This is a genomic window from Variovorax sp. Varisp36 (genome assembly GCF_047304235.1).
GTDB lineage: Bacteria > Pseudomonadota > Gammaproteobacteria > Burkholderiales > Burkholderiaceae_C > Variovorax.
This window is the reverse complement of the sequence record NZ_JBGLYU010000001.1, coordinates 244,057-258,164: the sequence shown is the minus strand read 5'-3', so window position 1 is coordinate 258,164 and position 14,108 is coordinate 244,057. Positions and strand designations below refer to the sequence as shown.

The following is a 14,108-nucleotide window of genomic DNA, read 5'->3' as shown; positions in this document are numbered from 1 at the left end:
AAGAATGAATCGGAACTCAGGCGCGGCGGAAGAGTCGCCCGATGAAACCGGGCGCCGCTTCCTGCCGTGGGCTGAGCGTGTGAGCGATTTCGGCGAGCCGCTTGGCGAGTGCGCTGCCGCGCGACATCTCCACCAGTGGCACGCCCTGATTGATGGACGCATCCACGTCCTTGCCACCGTCCGGAACGATCGTGAGCGTCGCTCCGACCAGCGACCGGCGGATGTCCGACAGCCCGATCTCCCCGCCCCCGGCGCTGCGGTTCACGAGCAGCTCGACCTTGCCGGGCGCATAGCCCAGCGACTTGAACACCTTCATCAAGCGCGTCACGTTGCGCACGTGCGGCAGGCTCGGCTGCAGTACCGGAAAGATGCGGTCCGCCCGGTCCAGCACGCGGATTGCGAGCGTGTCGATGCGCGGTCCGAGGTCGAACAGCACGAAGTCGTACATCGTCAGTGCGACCTGCAGGATCGCATCGACGTGCTCGGCCTTGACGTCCATCGCTCGCGAAAGATCGTCGGGCGCCGGCAGGATGCTGAAGCCCGGGGCCACGCGCACCACGCTGGCCGCGAGCAGGGAGGCGTCGAGGCGACCGATGTCGCGTGCGACGTCTGCCATCGTTGAACTCGGGCGTATGTCGCTCACGTACGACAGCGCGTCGCCGAACTGCAGGTTCAGGTCGATCAGCAGTACCGAGCGCTCCCGCGAGAGTTGGTACGCAATGTTGGTCGCGAGAAAGGTCGATCCGCTGCCGCCCTTGCAGGGCATGAATGCCACCACCTGGCCGGGGCTGCGCGCCTGCGTGCTGGCCATCTTGAGCGCAATGCGTTCGACGGCGGCTTCGAGTGCGGCGGTGTCGGAGGGAGACGGGAGCACCTCACGCACCCCCGCGCGCATCGCGTGGATCAGGAACTCCGGGGTCTGCATGGCACACAGCAGCACCACCGCAATCGCCGGGTACTGCAGCGTGAGCTTCTCCACCAGCGCCAGTTCCTGAAGGTCGCAGCACATGCCGTCGACCAGCAGAAGCTCCGGAGCCGCCTTCTCGACGACCCCCTGCATGCGGCTCTTGCCGCCCTCGAACAGCGACACCTGATGGGAGCGCGCCTCGAGGACCTTGCGCATGTCCTGGAGGTGGTTCGGATTGGGGGAGATGATGGCGATCTTCATGGTCGTGTCCAGTAGGTTGCTAGGAACAGATGGCTGCGCTGTTCGGGTCCTTGCGCATGACCTCGCGCGGCAGGTAGGTGGAGAAGCCCGGCATCGGGATCAGTGGCGCGACGGCGCCCACGATGGGAGATATCCATTGATAGTTCAGGCCGGTGATGCTCACGGTGACGCCCTCGCAGGTCGATGCCGTGCAGCCCGACGGCGCCCACGCCACCGACACGGTGCTGATCTGTGGCAGCAGTGCCTGCATGCGGGCAAGCACGAGTGCCTGCTGGCCCGTGTCGTCGCACACCACCGCATATCTGGCGCCCGCGCGCGTTGCCTCCTGGGCCGCGTTCCAGGTGAACAGCATGCGAGAAAAGTCGACAACGCCCAGAACGAGCATGAGGAAGATGAGAAGGCCCAACGCGAACTCGACGGTGGTCGCGCCGTTGACGTGGTGTCTCATGACGGAGCCCTCATGGTGGCGGTTATGTCGTTGAAGACGATGTTGCCGTTCGCGTCCGCGAAGGCAACGCCCATCACCGAAGGAAACAGCGATTGGAAGGAGTAGCTGCTGACGCGCACCGTGACCGTGGTGATGATCGGGTTCGCCCCGGCCGACTGCCAGGTGCAGCAACTGCCGATCGGCACGTTCGACAGGCTCAGCCCGCGCGCCAGCGGCGAACCGGTGCCGCCAGTGTTGCCGTATACGATCAGGTTGCGCGCCTCGGTAACGTGCGTGCCGGGCGTCTGCACCGACAGGTAGCGCACCGCGTCGCGGGTCGACTTGACGACCGCGTTGTACTCGTACATCGCGCGGCCGAACTCGGTGGTGATGAAGGTCAGCAGCAGCAGCAGCGGCATGACGAGTGCCAGCTCGATCAGAGCGACGCCGTATTGGGTGCGATGGGACTTTTTCATGATGCTCACCTCATCTCACCAGGACCGGAACCAGCGGGCCTGCCGCTCCGCCGGCCAGCCCGCTGGTGGTGCAGGGGCTGCTGGCAGAACCCGCGTTGCCGCGGAACTCCAGCCATGTGTCGCTCATCGGGATCTGCAGCGGCTGCAGCATCAGCATGCACGCATAGTCGATCACGTGGTTGCCGCCGTCGATGACCGGCACCGTAACGATGCGGCGGTCCAGGCCGTACTGCTTGTGACCACCCGCAACGTTTCCGGGCGCTGCCAGTTTCTGAAAGCTATTGAGGGACAGTCCCGTGATCGATTCGCAGCTGTTTGCGCCGTTCACTTTCGTGCCGGTGTCGGCGCAGGATGCGAAGGCGGCCCGCTTGGTCACGAAATTCTGGGCGGTTGCGGGTGATCCGGGCGCGGGGCCATCGTAGGCATTGAACTGCGCGGGCCAGGTGAGCGAGGTATAGGCATAGCCGGTGTAATCAGGCCGCCCAACGCTCGGATCACCGGTGTTCTTGTAGATGCCGAAGCGCTGGTTCCAGACATCGGCCACCGAGGTCTGCACGCCGGGGGTGCCGAGCGTGTCGCCCACTTTGGTGCCGCAGTGGTTGTTGAGCTCGGATTCGGTTTCCGAGGCGCTGTTGCTGCCGTCGAGATTGGCCCAGCCGATCTCGCCGCCCGCAGCTGCGTTTTGTGCCTGGATAAGCTTCACCCATTCACCGACAACGAAGCCGTAGTTCGGCGCCGTGCCTCCGGCCTTGGGTTTCATCGCGACCGGAACGGGGCATGTGGACTGTGCGCTGGCGCGGGTGGCGACCGCGCTCGCCGTGACGCTGCGTGTCGATGGATTGCCGGCGGTATCGCCCGAGAAGGCGCCCAGTGCCTTCATGAGCCAGATGTTGACGTTGGGCTGGGTATGCGCGCACTGCGCATAGCGCGCGGCAATGGGCGCGGTAGTCACCGCATAGGCCGAGTCGCGGAATGTGATGTCGCTCGCGACGATCTGGCCCTGCCCGCTCCAGGTGGCCGATTGCATGTTCACCTGGTTAGAGTTGCCCGCCGCCTGCCCCGCGCTCACGGCGCGGGTGAGAGCCGTGCCCTGTCCGTCGAGTTCGCGCGCGGCGGCCAGGGCGCAGCTATCCACCGCCGTCTGCAGTTCCGTCCTGACGATGAACAGATGGCCGAAGTCAAGCGCTATGCCCATAAAGCCCAACAGGAACAGCAGGAACAGAGCGGCTGTAATGATCATCGCGCCGCGCTGGCGGCGATGGGAGTGGTGGGCTTTCATGATCGGTCTTCCTGCTCGACTGTGGAAAAGACGCCGCTTGCTTCACGCGCAGCCATTGCCGCCCAGGCAGTCGGTGACTCGCGTTATGAGGGATCCGAAACTGGTCGCGATCGACAGCGGTTGCAACGCGAGGACCAGCACAATGGAGATGATGGCGATGATCAAGGCGTATTCGATGACCTGGGCCCCGCTCTCGTCTGCTCGGAATGACTTGAACATGATGGTGGTCCCGTTTCGTGTAGAGAAAGATCGGGCGAAAGCAACAAAAAATGCGGAGAGAAGCAACACCGGAAGCAACAGCCCGCCTCCCTCCGCAAAGTTGCTTAGGCGCAAGTGGTCGTCGTGAGGCACTTATTGACGCGGTCGATGAAGCTCGTGAAGCTGCCCCCAGTGGTGAGCACCTGCAGTGCAACGACCAGCGCAATCGACACAACCGCGATGATCAGCGCGTACTCGATGACCTGGGAGCCGTTCTCGTCTTTCAGTAATGACTTGAACATGGGACTACTCCTTTTTCATGTTGGGAAGAATGCAGACGCGTTAGGGTGTAGGGCGGTAGGCGGGGCCTGACCCAAATCGCCCGCCCCAGCCTTTACGCACAGGTCGTTGTCGTCAGGCACTTGTTGACGCGGTCGATGAAGCTCGTGAAGCTGCCCCCAGTGGTAAGCACCTTCAGTGCAACGACCAGCGCAATCGATACGACAGCGATGATCAGCGCGTACTCGATGACCTGTGCACCCTCTTCCTCGAGCATGAAACCGCGGGTCGATTGGCCAATGGCCTGGAGAAAGTTTTTCATGGTTCTTTCCTTTCAAGGTTTAAACAGTTGGAAATCAAATTCAAAAAAAAGTGATGAGGGAAAAGTTCGTTGCGATTCGTGGCGTTCTCCTTTCCATTTGAAGACCCGTTTGGAATGAATCCGCGAAACGCGGCCTGTCACTTCGCCGAGCCACCGCCCTGACCACCGATCTGGCCGCCGATGTTGATAACGTTCACCGCCGGCGGCGGCGTCTTGTACGACTCGTGGTACTGATTCATCGACTCGCGCGCCGCGCGGCCATCCATCCCCACGACCGGGTCGCCGTTCTTTCCAGCGTCCGGATTCAGCGTCATCTTTCTCTTTGCGTCACGCACCGCATCGCCGAAGCGCGCGTCGTAGTTGGGCGTGACATGCGAGCAGCCGGTCGCCAGAAGGCATACGAGCGCAAGGGTGGTCGATCTGATGAACATGGAGGTGCTCCTCACTGGATGTCGCTGGCCGGGGCGGCCGGTGCCGGGGTGGCGCTTTCGAGGGCGCCGTTAAGGTAGACCTCGGCGCGGCTGGGAACGACGTGGTTGTCCGTTGGAACCCGCGGCGACTCGGCCAGCGGACGGACCAGGCGCGGGGTGATGACGAACATCAACTCGGTCTGCTCGTTCTGAAATTCGGTACTGCGGAACAGCGCGCCCATCACCGGCACTTCGCCCAGGCCGGGGTAGCGCTTGACGCTCTCGGTCACGTTGCTCTTGATGAGCCCGGCGATGACGAAGCTCTGCCCGTCGTTGAGTTGCACGGTGGTATCCGCGCGGCGCACCGTCAGCGAGGGCAGCACCGCGGTGACGCCCGAGACCGTGGTGAAGGGTGAGCCCGTCTGCGTCAGATCCGACACCTCGGACACCATCTTCAGGTTGACCCGGTCGCCGTTGAGCACGGTCGGGGTGAACTTGACCCCGATGCCGAACTCCTTCTCTTCCAGCGTGATGTTGGTCCCGCCGCCTCCGGCGGCGTTCTGCGCCACCGGAATGAAGATCTTTCCGCCCGACAGGAAGCTGGCCTGCTGGCCGCTGATGGCCATGATGTTGGGCTCCGCGAGGATGCGTACCAGCCCGTCGTCCTTCTGGCCGTCAATGGTCAGCGAGGTACGGCCGATGCGCAGCGCTTGGGCCAGGCCGCCGCCGCTGCTCAGGAAATTGGAGATCAGCGAGTAGTTGTTGAGTCCGCCGTTGCCGGTGCGGGCGATGCCCACGCGCGAGCCCAGCCGGTCGAGCAGAGTCTTGCTGACTTCGGCGATCTTCACCTCGAGCATCACCTGCTGCGGCGTCGCAACGCGCAGAAGGTTCACAACCTTCTTGCCGTCGGCGCCGTAAGCCGAGGCCAGGCTCATCACGTCGTCGAGCTTGAGCGCATCGCTGATCTCGCCGGTGAGCACGATGGATTTTTCCGCGCTGCGCACGCGGATGCGGCTCTCTTCCGGCATCAGCTCTGCCAGCTTGGACTGCAGCGCTCCCGGATCGATGGTGACGATCACATCCTTGATGTAGCAAGTGCCGTCCGCACTCTGCAGCACGACGTTCATCGAGCCCGCCTGCCGGCCGCGGAAGAACAGGTCGGTCGGGCTCAGCAGCGTCACGTCGACATCGGCAATGCCGTCGCCGGCATTCGCAGCCGCGGCCGGTGCAGGCGGCGCCATGCCCGCCGGCACGGCAGCCGCCGCGGGCGCCCGGCTCGGCGGCTGCCCGCTGACCACGATGCGGACGACGCGGGCCTTCAGCGGGATGACCACCGACTTGCCCAGCACGGCCTGCGTTGGCTGGTCGTCCGGAATGATGGCGGTGCAGCGCCGGGTGGCTGGCGCCGCCGGTGCCGCGGGCGCCGCGGCGGCGGCGGTGGCGGCCGCAGCCGCAGCAGGCACCGCGAGTTCGGCGGAGATGGCGGGGGCCGCCATCATCGTGAGTGCCGCCAGCAACCAGGCGGGGGTGGGAGAGAGATAGTGCACTTGGTGTTCCTCCTGGAGGTTTGGATCAGAAGCAGGCGAGAGAGCGAGCGGCGTTCTGGATCACTTCCACGCACTGGGATGCAGTCGCCGTGACGGGGCCGGTGCGCGCCACACGCGGCCGGGCCGGTGGCGGCGCCGCCACCGTGGTGGCGATCGGCAGGATTTCCTTCTCGCCGAACAGCTGGCCCTTGGTGATGCCGCCCGTTGCGACGGTGGTCTTGTCCATCTGGTTGCGCAGCACGAGCGACAGGGTTCCCACGCTGCGTGCCAGGTCGAGCTTCTCGGAGTCCTCGAGCGAGAGCTCCAGCGTCACGGCGCTCACCACCTTCGGCTTGGTGTCGTCGCGATTGGCCTCTTGTGCAACCGCCAGCACCAGGACCTTCTCCAGCACGGTCTTGCTGATCTGGCTGGTCTGCTCGCCCTTGGCCTTGTCCTGCTGGGCGTTGACCATCACGTCGACGTAGTTGCCCGGCAGTGCGAAGCCGGCAACGCCGACCACGTCGTTGACGCGCACCGTCATGGCCCGCTTGCCGCTGGCGATCACCGCCGACAGCCCGCCCTGGGTGCCCACCGGCGCCAGCTTGCCTTCCATGATCGCTTCGCCGCGCAGCACGCCGACCTTCACCACGCGGTCGTTCAGCGCCTTGATGTCGCTGAACGAACCGCTCGGTATGGAGCCGCTGGGCCAGTCGACCGTGGAGAGCATCTGCGCGTTGACGCGGCTGCCCAGTTCGATGTCGACGGCGGCCACGACCACCTTGTTGGAGGCGATTCCGCCTTGCCGCGATATCCACCCGGTCGCGTAGACCGCGGCGGCCAGCCCTGTGAGCAAGGCCAGAAAGATCAGCCCGAGCGCCTTGATGTTCTTCATGTGAACCTCGCGTTGGATGAGAAATTGGTGAATGAATGAAAGGACTAGACGTAGCCCAGCTGGTGCGCAAGCACGTTGATCACCGTGCCCGCCGCAATGCAGATTCCGTAGGGCAGCTTCCCGACGGACTGCTCCGCCGGAACGTGCCCGCTGGGACGAATTCCCACGATGCTGGAGACCGCCATGCCCTGTGCCACAGCCTTGACATTGGCCAGCATGTGCCCGAGGCGGCGCCGATGGATCGCGAAGGCCAGGGCCACCACGCCGCCGACGATGAAGGTGCAGAGCACTGCCATCAGCGTCTGCTGGGGCCCGAGGAAGGCACCTGCCATCGCCATCAGCTTGACGTCGCCGGCACCCATGATCCCGATCACATAGAACGTCAGCATTGCGCCGAAGCCGACGGCCAGTCCGCCGAATGCGCTCAATGCGCCCACGGTGGGCGTGCGGGCCGCAAGTGTTCCGGCGATGAGCGCGAAGAGCGCGCCACCGAAGGTCAGCCAGTTGGGAATGCGGTAGAAGCGCCAGTCGCTGACGGCGGCCACGCCGAGCAGCGCGAAGAGCGCGAGCATGCGAATGTCGGAAACCAGCATTCCCAGCAGTTCGAGAACGGCGATGAATTCCTGCATGGTGGGCTCCGCGGGTTCAGGCGCTGCGCCGGATGGCGAGCCACAGGAGCAGGCACACGACCACCACGAGCGCACCGATCAGCGCGAACTCCATGAATGACATGCCTGCGTCTTCGCGCAGCAGGTTCATGAAGAGTCTCGGCGGCAGTGCGAGCGTTTGCATGTGTGTTCCCCGGTTGTCGTTGCCGGCCTGAACCGCCTGTTTGCCCGGTATGGGCAGAAGCGTTCGGCCTGGGGATGACTTTAGGAATCACGCCGCCTTCGCACATGAGCGAAGCGCCCCTTTGCGGGGGAGCCAAGCGCCCTGCCCGCGCGGGGTCGGGGCCATGACAAAGCGCCTATGCGCAGCGCATCGAACCGCGCCGCGGGTTGTGGGCTACGGGATGTTTCGCGCCACGACCCCGAGATCCCGCCAGACGTCGGGGTGGCAGCTGAAGATAAGGATCTGGTGCCGCGCCGCCGCGTCGTACAGCACCCGCTTCATCTGCCGCAGACGCTCTTCGTCGGTGTTGACCAGGGCATCGTCGAGGATGAGCAGGGTCGGCTTGCTCGCTTCCTTCAGCAGGTCCGCATAGGCCAGCCGGGCGACGACGCCCATCTGCTCCCGTGCGCCCACGCTGAGTTCCGCGAAGTCCCCGCTCTGGGCGCCGCGCAGGCCCTGCCGCGTGATGCGGCCCGGCGAGAGGTCGTCGCCGACCTCGACCTGTGCACCGGGAAAAAGAATCTGCAGGTAGTGGTCGAGGTGCTTCTGCAGCGGCGCGCGCAGGCGCCGCGCCAGGGCCGAGCGCTTCTCGCGCAACAGCTTCAGCAGGTGGTCCAGCGCCTTCGCACGGCGTTCGAGTTCGGTGCAGCGCCGCGCGGCATGCTCGAGTTCGCGCTGCTTCTCCGACGCTGCTTCTTCCTGGCCCAGCGCGCCCCTGGTTTCCAGTTCGACCTCGAGCCGGGTGATCTCGTTGGCCCGCTGGCTGTGCGTGGCTTCGGCTTGCCTTGCGCTGCGCTCCAGCCGTTCCACGTCCTGCGCGAGCACGGGCAGGTTGACGGCCTGCAACTGCTGTGCGAGTTCGGCGACCTTGTACTGCAGGGCCGATTGCTGTGCCAGCGCATCCGTCAGGGCTGCGCCGGCCTCCGCCTTGCGGGAGGCGCGCATCGGGTCGTCCAGCGTGGCTTTCACCGCCGCGAGTTCATCCCCAGCCGCCCTGACCTGCTCCCGCGCATTGCCGGCAGCGATCTTGGCGTCGTTGAGCGCTGCGGATGCGGCCTCCAGCGCGGCACGCGCGACGCTCTCTTCCGACTCCGCCTGCGCACTCGACGGCACCGCCGCGCCGGCCGCAGGTGCCGGCGGCATGTTCTGCAGAACCTGCCGCGCTTGCGCGAGCCGGGCTTCGCGCATGGCGATGTCGGCAGCGAGCGCGCTCAATCCCTTGGGGGCGAGCGCAGCCAGCACGGCCTCTGCCGCGCCGGCTTCGCCCTTGCGCAGCGCTTGCAGCCGCACGCGCTCCTCCACGGCCGCCACGCTCTCGGCGCGCAGGCTTTGGAGCAGCGCGGCAATTTCGTCGCGCGCACGGTCCCGCTCGATGGCGAGGCTCTCCAGGTCGGCCCCGCCCGGCAGCACCGTGATGCGGCCGATGCCTTCGATCTCGATGTCGGTCCGCGCGATGACGGTCTGGCGCTTCGAGCCGGAAAGCTCGATGCCGGCGACCCGCACCCTCGCCGCGGGCTGCAGTTCGAACTCCAGGGCCGTTGCGACCGCATCGAGCCTGGCCTGTGCGGTGCGAAGCGCATCGGCGCAACGCTGAAGCTGCTTGAGCTCGCCTTCGGGCACCGCGAGCGCCTGGGCTTCGGCCTGCAGGCGCGAGACCTTGTCCTGCTCGCTCCTTGCCTTCTCGTGGCTCTGTACGAGCGCTGCAAGCTGCTCGGCCAGGCTTTCGACGGCCCTTTCCTGCGCAATGCGCGAAGCTGCCTGCCGCGCCGCGCGCAGGTTTTCGCGTGCGGCGGCATCGGCCTGCGCCGCTGCCGCGTGGCGAGGCTCCCACGCCTGCAGTTCGCCCAACGCCTTGGCCAGGCCCTCGTGAACCGCCTGCAGGTTCCTTTGCCGCAGGACGACCGTGGCTTCCTCGCGCTCCATCGCCTGCAGCTGGGTCCGCCAGGAATTCACCTGGGCGGCGACCTGCTTGAGCACGGCGTCCTGCGCGTTCTTCCGGTCGTTCAACCCCTTGGCTTCGTCCAGCCGCTGCTGTGCAACGACGAGCTGCTCGCGCAATGCCGCCCAGGGCCGCGCGGCTTCGTCGCGCTGGTGGTCGCGGCGCAGGCCGGACAGGCGGTCCACGCCGGACCGATAGGCCTCGATGTCGGCGTGCAGCCGTTCGAGTTCGGCCTCGAGATCCGTGCGCAGCCTGATGGCATCGGCGAAGGCGCCACGCGGCGTCCCGGCCGAGGGGGTGAGCAGTTCGTTGCGTTCGCCTTCCACCGCCTTCAGCACCGCATCGCCATGGCTGGAAGCCAGTTCGCCCAGCGATTCGCCGAGCGCGTTGCGCAGGTGGTCACTGGCGAAGCCCACGGCGCCGGCAATGTCGTGCGAGGTGCCCTGCTTGATCCACAGCAGCCCCGGAATGCCCATGTGCTCCGGCGTGCTGGCGCCCTTGCCCGGAAAGCGAAAGCCCAGCAGCGCCGCCAGGTGGTCTTCCGCCACAGCGCCGTCCATGGCCTTGCCGTCGATGACGAGCTCGCAGCGTTTCTTGCCGAGGAAGGCCTTGGTGAGCCGGCACGGCTTGCCGTCGAGTTCGAAGTCGAGCTCGACCGTGGGCGTCACCGAACTTTCTCCCCACGGCCGCAGGTGCTCGACCGCGCTCGAGCGATGCCGCTCGAAGAAGGCGGCGCGAATGGCCTCGGCGACGGTGGACTTGCCCGACTCGTTGGGCGCCGCGAAAAGGTTCAGCCCGTCCGTGAAGCCGTCGATTTCCAGTGGCGCGCGGAACAGCTTGAAGTTCTCGATGCGAAGTCGCTGCAGCTTCATGCGCCGGCTCCGGTGCGCGCAGAACCTTGCAGGTCGAGGATGCGGGCCAGCGTGAGCAGTGCATCGCGCGCCAGTTCCGCATCGGCATCGCCCTGCTGCGCGCGCAGTTCCTGCAAGGCCTCGCCGACGAAGCCGTCGGCATGCAGCGCCTGGATGTCTTCTTCCGTCGGCTCCAGCCGCAGAGCCTCGCCGTCCCACACCAGCGCACGCGCGCGGGCACGGGCAGCATCGAGCGCGGCGCCCAGCCTGTTGTGGCCGCCGAGGTCGCAGGCGCCTTGCGCGCGCAGCTGCAGCACGTCGCCGCTGCCGACGCGCTCCAGCTTCTCCACCAGTTCGTCGATGTCGGAAGGCACCGCGAGCCGAGGCTCCAGTTGCTGCCAGGCGAACTGGCCGGTGCGAATCGGCTCCACCGCCGGCACGGCGCCGGCCTCCGCGATGGTCACGAGCAGCGCCTGCCCCGAATCGTTGGCCCTGAAGCGGTCGGTCTCGGGCGTGCCCGCATACCAGGTGCGCTCGTCGATCTGCCGGGTGCCGTGCCAGTCGCCGAGCGCGAGATAGTCGAGCCGGGCCTGCGCGGCGCGCCCTGCCGCGATGGGATTGGCCGAGTCGATGTCCTCCGACAGGATGCCCTGCACGCAGCCGTGCGCCAGCCCGATGCGCGGCAGCCCTTCCTCGCCCTGCGCGGTGGCAAACCAGTCGGTGAGGTCGCCGTAGGTGTGGCGCTGCGTGAGCGGCGCCGGCAGCAGCGTGAACTTGCCGGCCACCGTGCGAGCCGTGGGCTCCAGGCAGCAGACGACGTTCGGCGCGATGGCGCCCAGCCGCTGCGCGCGGCCCCAGACCGATTCGCTCAGCGCGGAATCGTGGTTGCCCGGAATCAGCAGCCAGGGGCCGGCAAAGCCCTGCATGGCGTTGAACATCCGGCGGACGGTCTTGTCGGACACGGTCTGCAGGTCGAACACGTCGCCCGCGACCAGCACGGCGTCGACCTGGCGTTCGGCGGCGATGCCGGCCAGCAGCTCGACCACCTTGAAGCGCGCCTCGAACAGCGCCGCGGCGTCGTCGGGTTCGAACTGCGAGAACACGCGGCCGATCTGCCAGTCCGCGGTGTGAAGCAAAGAAATCATGCGCGGCCCTCCCTTGCCTCTCGCGTCTTCAGGTCATCTAAAAAACAGCGAGCATCTTAGAGGGCCGGGGACGTGTCGAGCTTCGCCCGGCCCTGGAAGGCAGGCGGGCGGCTAGGGCCGGGAGTCGATCCCCGACGCGCACTCTTCCAGCAGCGCGGCCGATTGAGTGACCTGTTCGGCGATCCGGGCACGCAGCAGCGGCCAGTCGAGACTGAAGGGGGCAAGCAGGAACCATTGCGTGGTCAGCGCCAGCGCGGTGCCAAGAATGAGGAACATCCACTGCAAGAGTTCCATTGCCGCTCCAGTTCAGAGTGAGGGCGAGAGTCTGCGCATTCCACCGGCGGCGCGATATCACCAATTCGGGGGATGCCTTTCGCCAGAGGGCCGCCCCGCCGCGGTCACCTCGCAGGCAGGTACTGCCGCGGATCGACCGCGTTGCCGCGGTGGCGGATCTCGAAGTGGAGCTTGGCGCGCCCGCCGTCGGCGCCGCCGATCTCCGCGATCTTCTGGCCCTTTTGCACCTGCTGGCCCTGCTTCACCAGCATCGAGCGCACATTGGTATAGACCGACATGTAGGAGCCGCCGTGATCGACCATGAGCACGCTGCCGTAGCCGCGCAGCGTTTCGGTCACGGCCACCTTGCCCGCGCCGATGGACATCACCGGCTCGCCGAGGCTGCCGCCGATGTCGATGCCCTTGTTGCTGCTGCCGTTGAAGCCCGCGATCACCTGGCCCTGCGCGGGCCAGGTCCAGTCGCTTCGCCGCGATGCGGGTGGTGCGGCCGGTTCCGGCTCCGGCACCGCGACCCGGGGCGGCCTCGAACGCTCCGGGCGCTCGGCGCCTGCGCTCCTTGCAGCGGGCGGCTCCGACGACGCGCTGCCCGGCGGAACCACGCGCAGCACCTGCCCCGCCTCGAGCCGATCGGGGTCCTGCAGGTTGTTCCAGCGCGCAACTTCGCCCGGCGAACGCCCCGCCTTTGACGCAATGCGATAGAGCGTGTCGCCCGGCTGGACGACGTACTCGCCCGGTCCCGCCACCGGCGCCTTGGGTGAGGTGGAGCACGCCGCCACCATCAATGCCGCGGTCAGCGCAATGCCCGCGCGCCAGTTCCTTCCTGTCACAACCACTAGCGGATTCCTTCCTTGATGACCTGAATCTCGCGCTCCCCGGTGCTCCGGGGACCGCGTTCGAAGAATCCTGGAAGGCTACCAGCAGCCGCGGGGTGTTCAACCCGCCTCCGGTTCTTCTCCTGCCGTGCGCCTTGCAATGCACATCAACGACAGCGCGCTCGCTGGGGAAGCCGGGTCGCGGCCGGACAGCACATGGCCCATGCGGTATTTCCATTGGGCCCGCCCGAGCTCGCCGGCGAGCGCCTCGGCGCCTATCCGGTGGTTGTGCGGATGCACGCGGACATCGAAGCCCAGCGGCTGCAGCGTGGATTCGAAGAACTCCTTCGTCACGCCGTCGCCGGGCCGGTGATGCACCTCGGTCTTCAGCCCCCACGACTGCTGGCTGCCGGTCTTGTGGAAACCGCGCCCTGTCATGCGGTAGACCCACAGCCGCGCGTCCCACAACAGCCTGGCCAGACCCTTGTAGTCCCATGCCGTCAGCTGGGGATCGTGATCGGTGATCAGGATGCCGTCAGGCTTCACCAGGCGGGCGCCTTCCCGCAGCACCGCTGTCATGTCGTCGCAGTGGTGCAGGGTGGCATTGATGGCCACGATGTCCGCCACGTGCGAGCGGAACGGCGTATGCGCCGCATCCGCCAGCACCGTGGTGTAGCCGAGGCCCGCAGCCAGCTTCAGCGAGCCCGGGGCCACGTCCACGCCGATGAGCAGCCGGGGCTTTCCGCCCAGCGTGGCGAAGACATTGCCAGGCCCGCAACCCAGGTCGATGACGACCTTGTCCGTCCATTCGCCCCCGGCGGCGAGCCAGCGGCTGCGGAAGTGGGCATCGCGGTGACAGAAGTCCAGATATTCCTGCGCCCAGGCCGCATTGCCGAAATATGTGGCATTGGCGGTCAATGCGTCTGAATTGTTCGGGAGAATTGATTTCCAATAGTGTTCGCAAGGCGTCAGGGCAGCATCTGGCAATAGGATTTCGTAAAGCATTTTCGACCTTGGAAAGAATTGATTCGCGCGGAAGCGGGCGCTTCTTTCAGTCTTTTCATATCCAAGGTTTTGTACAGTTATTTTTTATCCGGTTACAGACGGGGTGAATTGATAACAGCCGCCGCCGGGAGGATGTTTCATTTTTCGACAGCAAAGATGCCCCGTTTTTCGCATGACTACAGAGAGCGGACGCGAGACCAACGCGCTCACGCCAGGCCGCCCCATGCAAGGCGCTTTGCTCCGGAAATTCGGCA

The 14,108-nt window shown here is 66.2% G+C and carries 17 protein-coding genes; all 17 read right to left on the bottom strand.

The features are described 5' to 3' along the window. Window positions 1-16: 16 nt before the first annotated feature. Window positions 17-1,168 (bottom strand): AAA family ATPase, encoded by a 1,152-nt coding sequence (locus ACCD11_RS01255; protein WP_413311858.1) that lies wholly within the window; start codon window positions 1,166-1,168, stop codon window positions 17-19. Window positions 1,169-1,187: 19 nt separating this feature from the next. Next, complete coding sequence (locus tag ACCD11_RS01250) at window positions 1,188-1,616, bottom strand: TadE family protein (protein WP_413311857.1); 429 nt, start codon at window positions 1,614-1,616, stop codon at window positions 1,188-1,190. Beyond that, a complete protein-coding gene (locus tag ACCD11_RS01245) occupies window positions 1,613-2,071 on the bottom strand; it encodes a TadE/TadG family type IV pilus assembly protein (protein ID WP_413311856.1) in 459 nt (152 codons plus the stop codon). Before ACCD11_RS01245 ends, ACCD11_RS01250 begins: the two co-directional genes overlap by 4 nt. A gap of 10 nt (window positions 2,072-2,081) precedes the next feature. After that, window positions 2,082-3,350, bottom strand: a complete 1,269-nt coding sequence (locus ACCD11_RS01240) for a pilus assembly protein TadG-related protein (RefSeq protein WP_413311854.1) — start codon at window positions 3,348-3,350, stop codon at window positions 2,082-2,084. A gap of 42 nt (window positions 3,351-3,392) precedes the next feature. After that, the gene (locus tag ACCD11_RS01235) at window positions 3,393-3,569 is read right to left on the bottom strand and encodes a Flp family type IVb pilin (RefSeq protein ID WP_413311853.1); all 177 of its coding nucleotides are present in this window, start codon (window positions 3,567-3,569) and stop codon (window positions 3,393-3,395) included. 104 nt (window positions 3,570-3,673) lie between these two features. Beyond that, complete coding sequence (locus ACCD11_RS01230) at window positions 3,674-3,850, bottom strand: Flp family type IVb pilin (protein WP_413311851.1); 177 nt, start codon at window positions 3,848-3,850, stop codon at window positions 3,674-3,676. A 92-nt stretch (window positions 3,851-3,942) separates the two neighbouring features. Continuing rightward, entirely contained in the window at window positions 3,943-4,149 is a 207-nt protein-coding gene (locus ACCD11_RS01225; RefSeq protein WP_413311850.1) for a Flp family type IVb pilin, read from the bottom strand. A 137-nt stretch (window positions 4,150-4,286) separates the two neighbouring features. Continuing rightward, a complete protein-coding gene (locus ACCD11_RS01220; RefSeq protein WP_413311848.1) occupies window positions 4,287-4,580 on the bottom strand; it encodes a hypothetical protein in 294 nt (97 codons plus the stop codon). Between the two features lie 11 nt (window positions 4,581-4,591). Continuing rightward, on the bottom strand, window positions 4,592-6,058 hold the full coding sequence (locus tag ACCD11_RS01215; RefSeq protein WP_413312000.1) for a type II and III secretion system protein family protein: 1,467 nt from the start codon (window positions 6,056-6,058) through the stop codon (window positions 4,592-4,594). A gap of 73 nt (window positions 6,059-6,131) precedes the next feature. After that, on the bottom strand, window positions 6,132-6,977 hold the full coding sequence (gene cpaB, locus ACCD11_RS01210) for a Flp pilus assembly protein CpaB (RefSeq protein WP_413311846.1): 846 nt from the start codon (window positions 6,975-6,977) through the stop codon (window positions 6,132-6,134). Between the two features lie 44 nt (window positions 6,978-7,021). Further along, on the bottom strand, window positions 7,022-7,606 hold the full coding sequence (locus ACCD11_RS01205) for a prepilin peptidase (RefSeq protein ID WP_413311844.1): 585 nt from the start codon (window positions 7,604-7,606) through the stop codon (window positions 7,022-7,024). Between the two features lie 16 nt (window positions 7,607-7,622). Further along, a complete protein-coding gene (locus tag ACCD11_RS01200) occupies window positions 7,623-7,769 on the bottom strand; it encodes a hypothetical protein (RefSeq protein ID WP_200955468.1) in 147 nt (48 codons plus the stop codon). 213 nt (window positions 7,770-7,982) lie between these two features. After that, on the bottom strand, window positions 7,983-10,619 hold the full coding sequence (locus ACCD11_RS01195) for an AAA family ATPase (RefSeq protein ID WP_413311842.1): 2,637 nt from the start codon (window positions 10,617-10,619) through the stop codon (window positions 7,983-7,985). Continuing rightward, on the bottom strand, window positions 10,616-11,743 hold the full coding sequence (locus ACCD11_RS01190) for a metallophosphoesterase family protein (protein ID WP_413311840.1): 1,128 nt from the start codon (window positions 11,741-11,743) through the stop codon (window positions 10,616-10,618). Before ACCD11_RS01190 ends, ACCD11_RS01195 begins: the two co-directional genes overlap by 4 nt. 111 nt (window positions 11,744-11,854) lie before the next feature. Further along, entirely contained in the window at window positions 11,855-12,037 is a 183-nt protein-coding gene (locus tag ACCD11_RS01185; protein WP_413311839.1) for a hypothetical protein, read from the bottom strand. Window positions 12,038-12,141: 104 nt separating this feature from the next. Beyond that, the gene (locus tag ACCD11_RS01180) at window positions 12,142-12,870 is read right to left on the bottom strand and encodes a peptidoglycan DD-metalloendopeptidase family protein (protein ID WP_413311837.1); all 729 of its coding nucleotides are present in this window, start codon (window positions 12,868-12,870) and stop codon (window positions 12,142-12,144) included. A 99-nt stretch (window positions 12,871-12,969) separates the two neighbouring features. Further along, window positions 12,970-13,767, bottom strand: a complete 798-nt coding sequence (locus ACCD11_RS01175) for a class I SAM-dependent methyltransferase (protein ID WP_413311836.1) — start codon at window positions 13,765-13,767, stop codon at window positions 12,970-12,972. Window positions 13,768-14,108 lie beyond the last annotated feature (341 nt).

What these genes read in the sequence shown, in the direction of transcription:
- ACCD11_RS01205 (WP_413311844.1), bottom strand. Translation starts at nt 7,606, where the DNA reads ATGCAGGAATTCATCGCCGTTCTCGAACTGCTGGGAATGCTGGTTTCC.
- ACCD11_RS01185 (WP_413311839.1), bottom strand. Translation starts at nt 12,037, where the DNA reads ATGGAACTCTTGCAGTGGATGTTCCTCATTCTTGGCACCGCGCTGGCG.
- ACCD11_RS01235 (WP_413311853.1), bottom strand. Translation starts at nt 3,569, where the DNA reads ATGTTCAAGTCATTCCGAGCAGACGAGAGCGGGGCCCAGGTCATCGAA.
- cpaB (WP_413311846.1), bottom strand. Translation starts at nt 6,977, where the DNA reads ATGAAGAACATCAAGGCGCTCGGGCTGATCTTTCTGGCCTTGCTCACA.
- ACCD11_RS01220 (WP_413311848.1), bottom strand. Translation starts at nt 4,580, where the DNA reads ATGTTCATCAGATCGACCACCCTTGCGCTCGTATGCCTTCTGGCGACC.
- ACCD11_RS01240 (WP_413311854.1), bottom strand. Translation starts at nt 3,350, where the DNA reads ATGAAAGCCCACCACTCCCATCGCCGCCAGCGCGGCGCGATGATCATT.
- ACCD11_RS01190 (WP_413311840.1), bottom strand. Translation starts at nt 11,743, where the DNA reads ATGATTTCTTTGCTTCACACCGCGGACTGGCAGATCGGCCGCGTGTTC.
- ACCD11_RS01200 (WP_200955468.1), bottom strand. Translation starts at nt 7,769, where the DNA reads ATGCAAACGCTCGCACTGCCGCCGAGACTCTTCATGAACCTGCTGCGC.
- ACCD11_RS01230 (WP_413311851.1), bottom strand. Translation starts at nt 3,850, where the DNA reads ATGTTCAAGTCATTACTGAAAGACGAGAACGGCTCCCAGGTCATCGAG.
- ACCD11_RS01195 (WP_413311842.1), bottom strand. Translation starts at nt 10,619, where the DNA reads ATGAAGCTGCAGCGACTTCGCATCGAGAACTTCAAGCTGTTCCGCGCG.
- ACCD11_RS01250 (WP_413311857.1), bottom strand. Translation starts at nt 1,616, where the DNA reads ATGAGACACCACGTCAACGGCGCGACCACCGTCGAGTTCGCGTTGGGC.
- ACCD11_RS01225 (WP_413311850.1), bottom strand. Translation starts at nt 4,149, where the DNA reads ATGAAAAACTTTCTCCAGGCCATTGGCCAATCGACCCGCGGTTTCATG.
- ACCD11_RS01215 (WP_413312000.1), bottom strand. Translation starts at nt 6,058, where the DNA reads ATGATGGCGGCCCCCGCCATCTCCGCCGAACTCGCGGTGCCTGCTGCG.
- ACCD11_RS01255 (WP_413311858.1), bottom strand. Translation starts at nt 1,168, where the DNA reads ATGAAGATCGCCATCATCTCCCCCAATCCGAACCACCTCCAGGACATG.
- ACCD11_RS01245 (WP_413311856.1), bottom strand. Translation starts at nt 2,071, where the DNA reads ATGAAAAAGTCCCATCGCACCCAATACGGCGTCGCTCTGATCGAGCTG.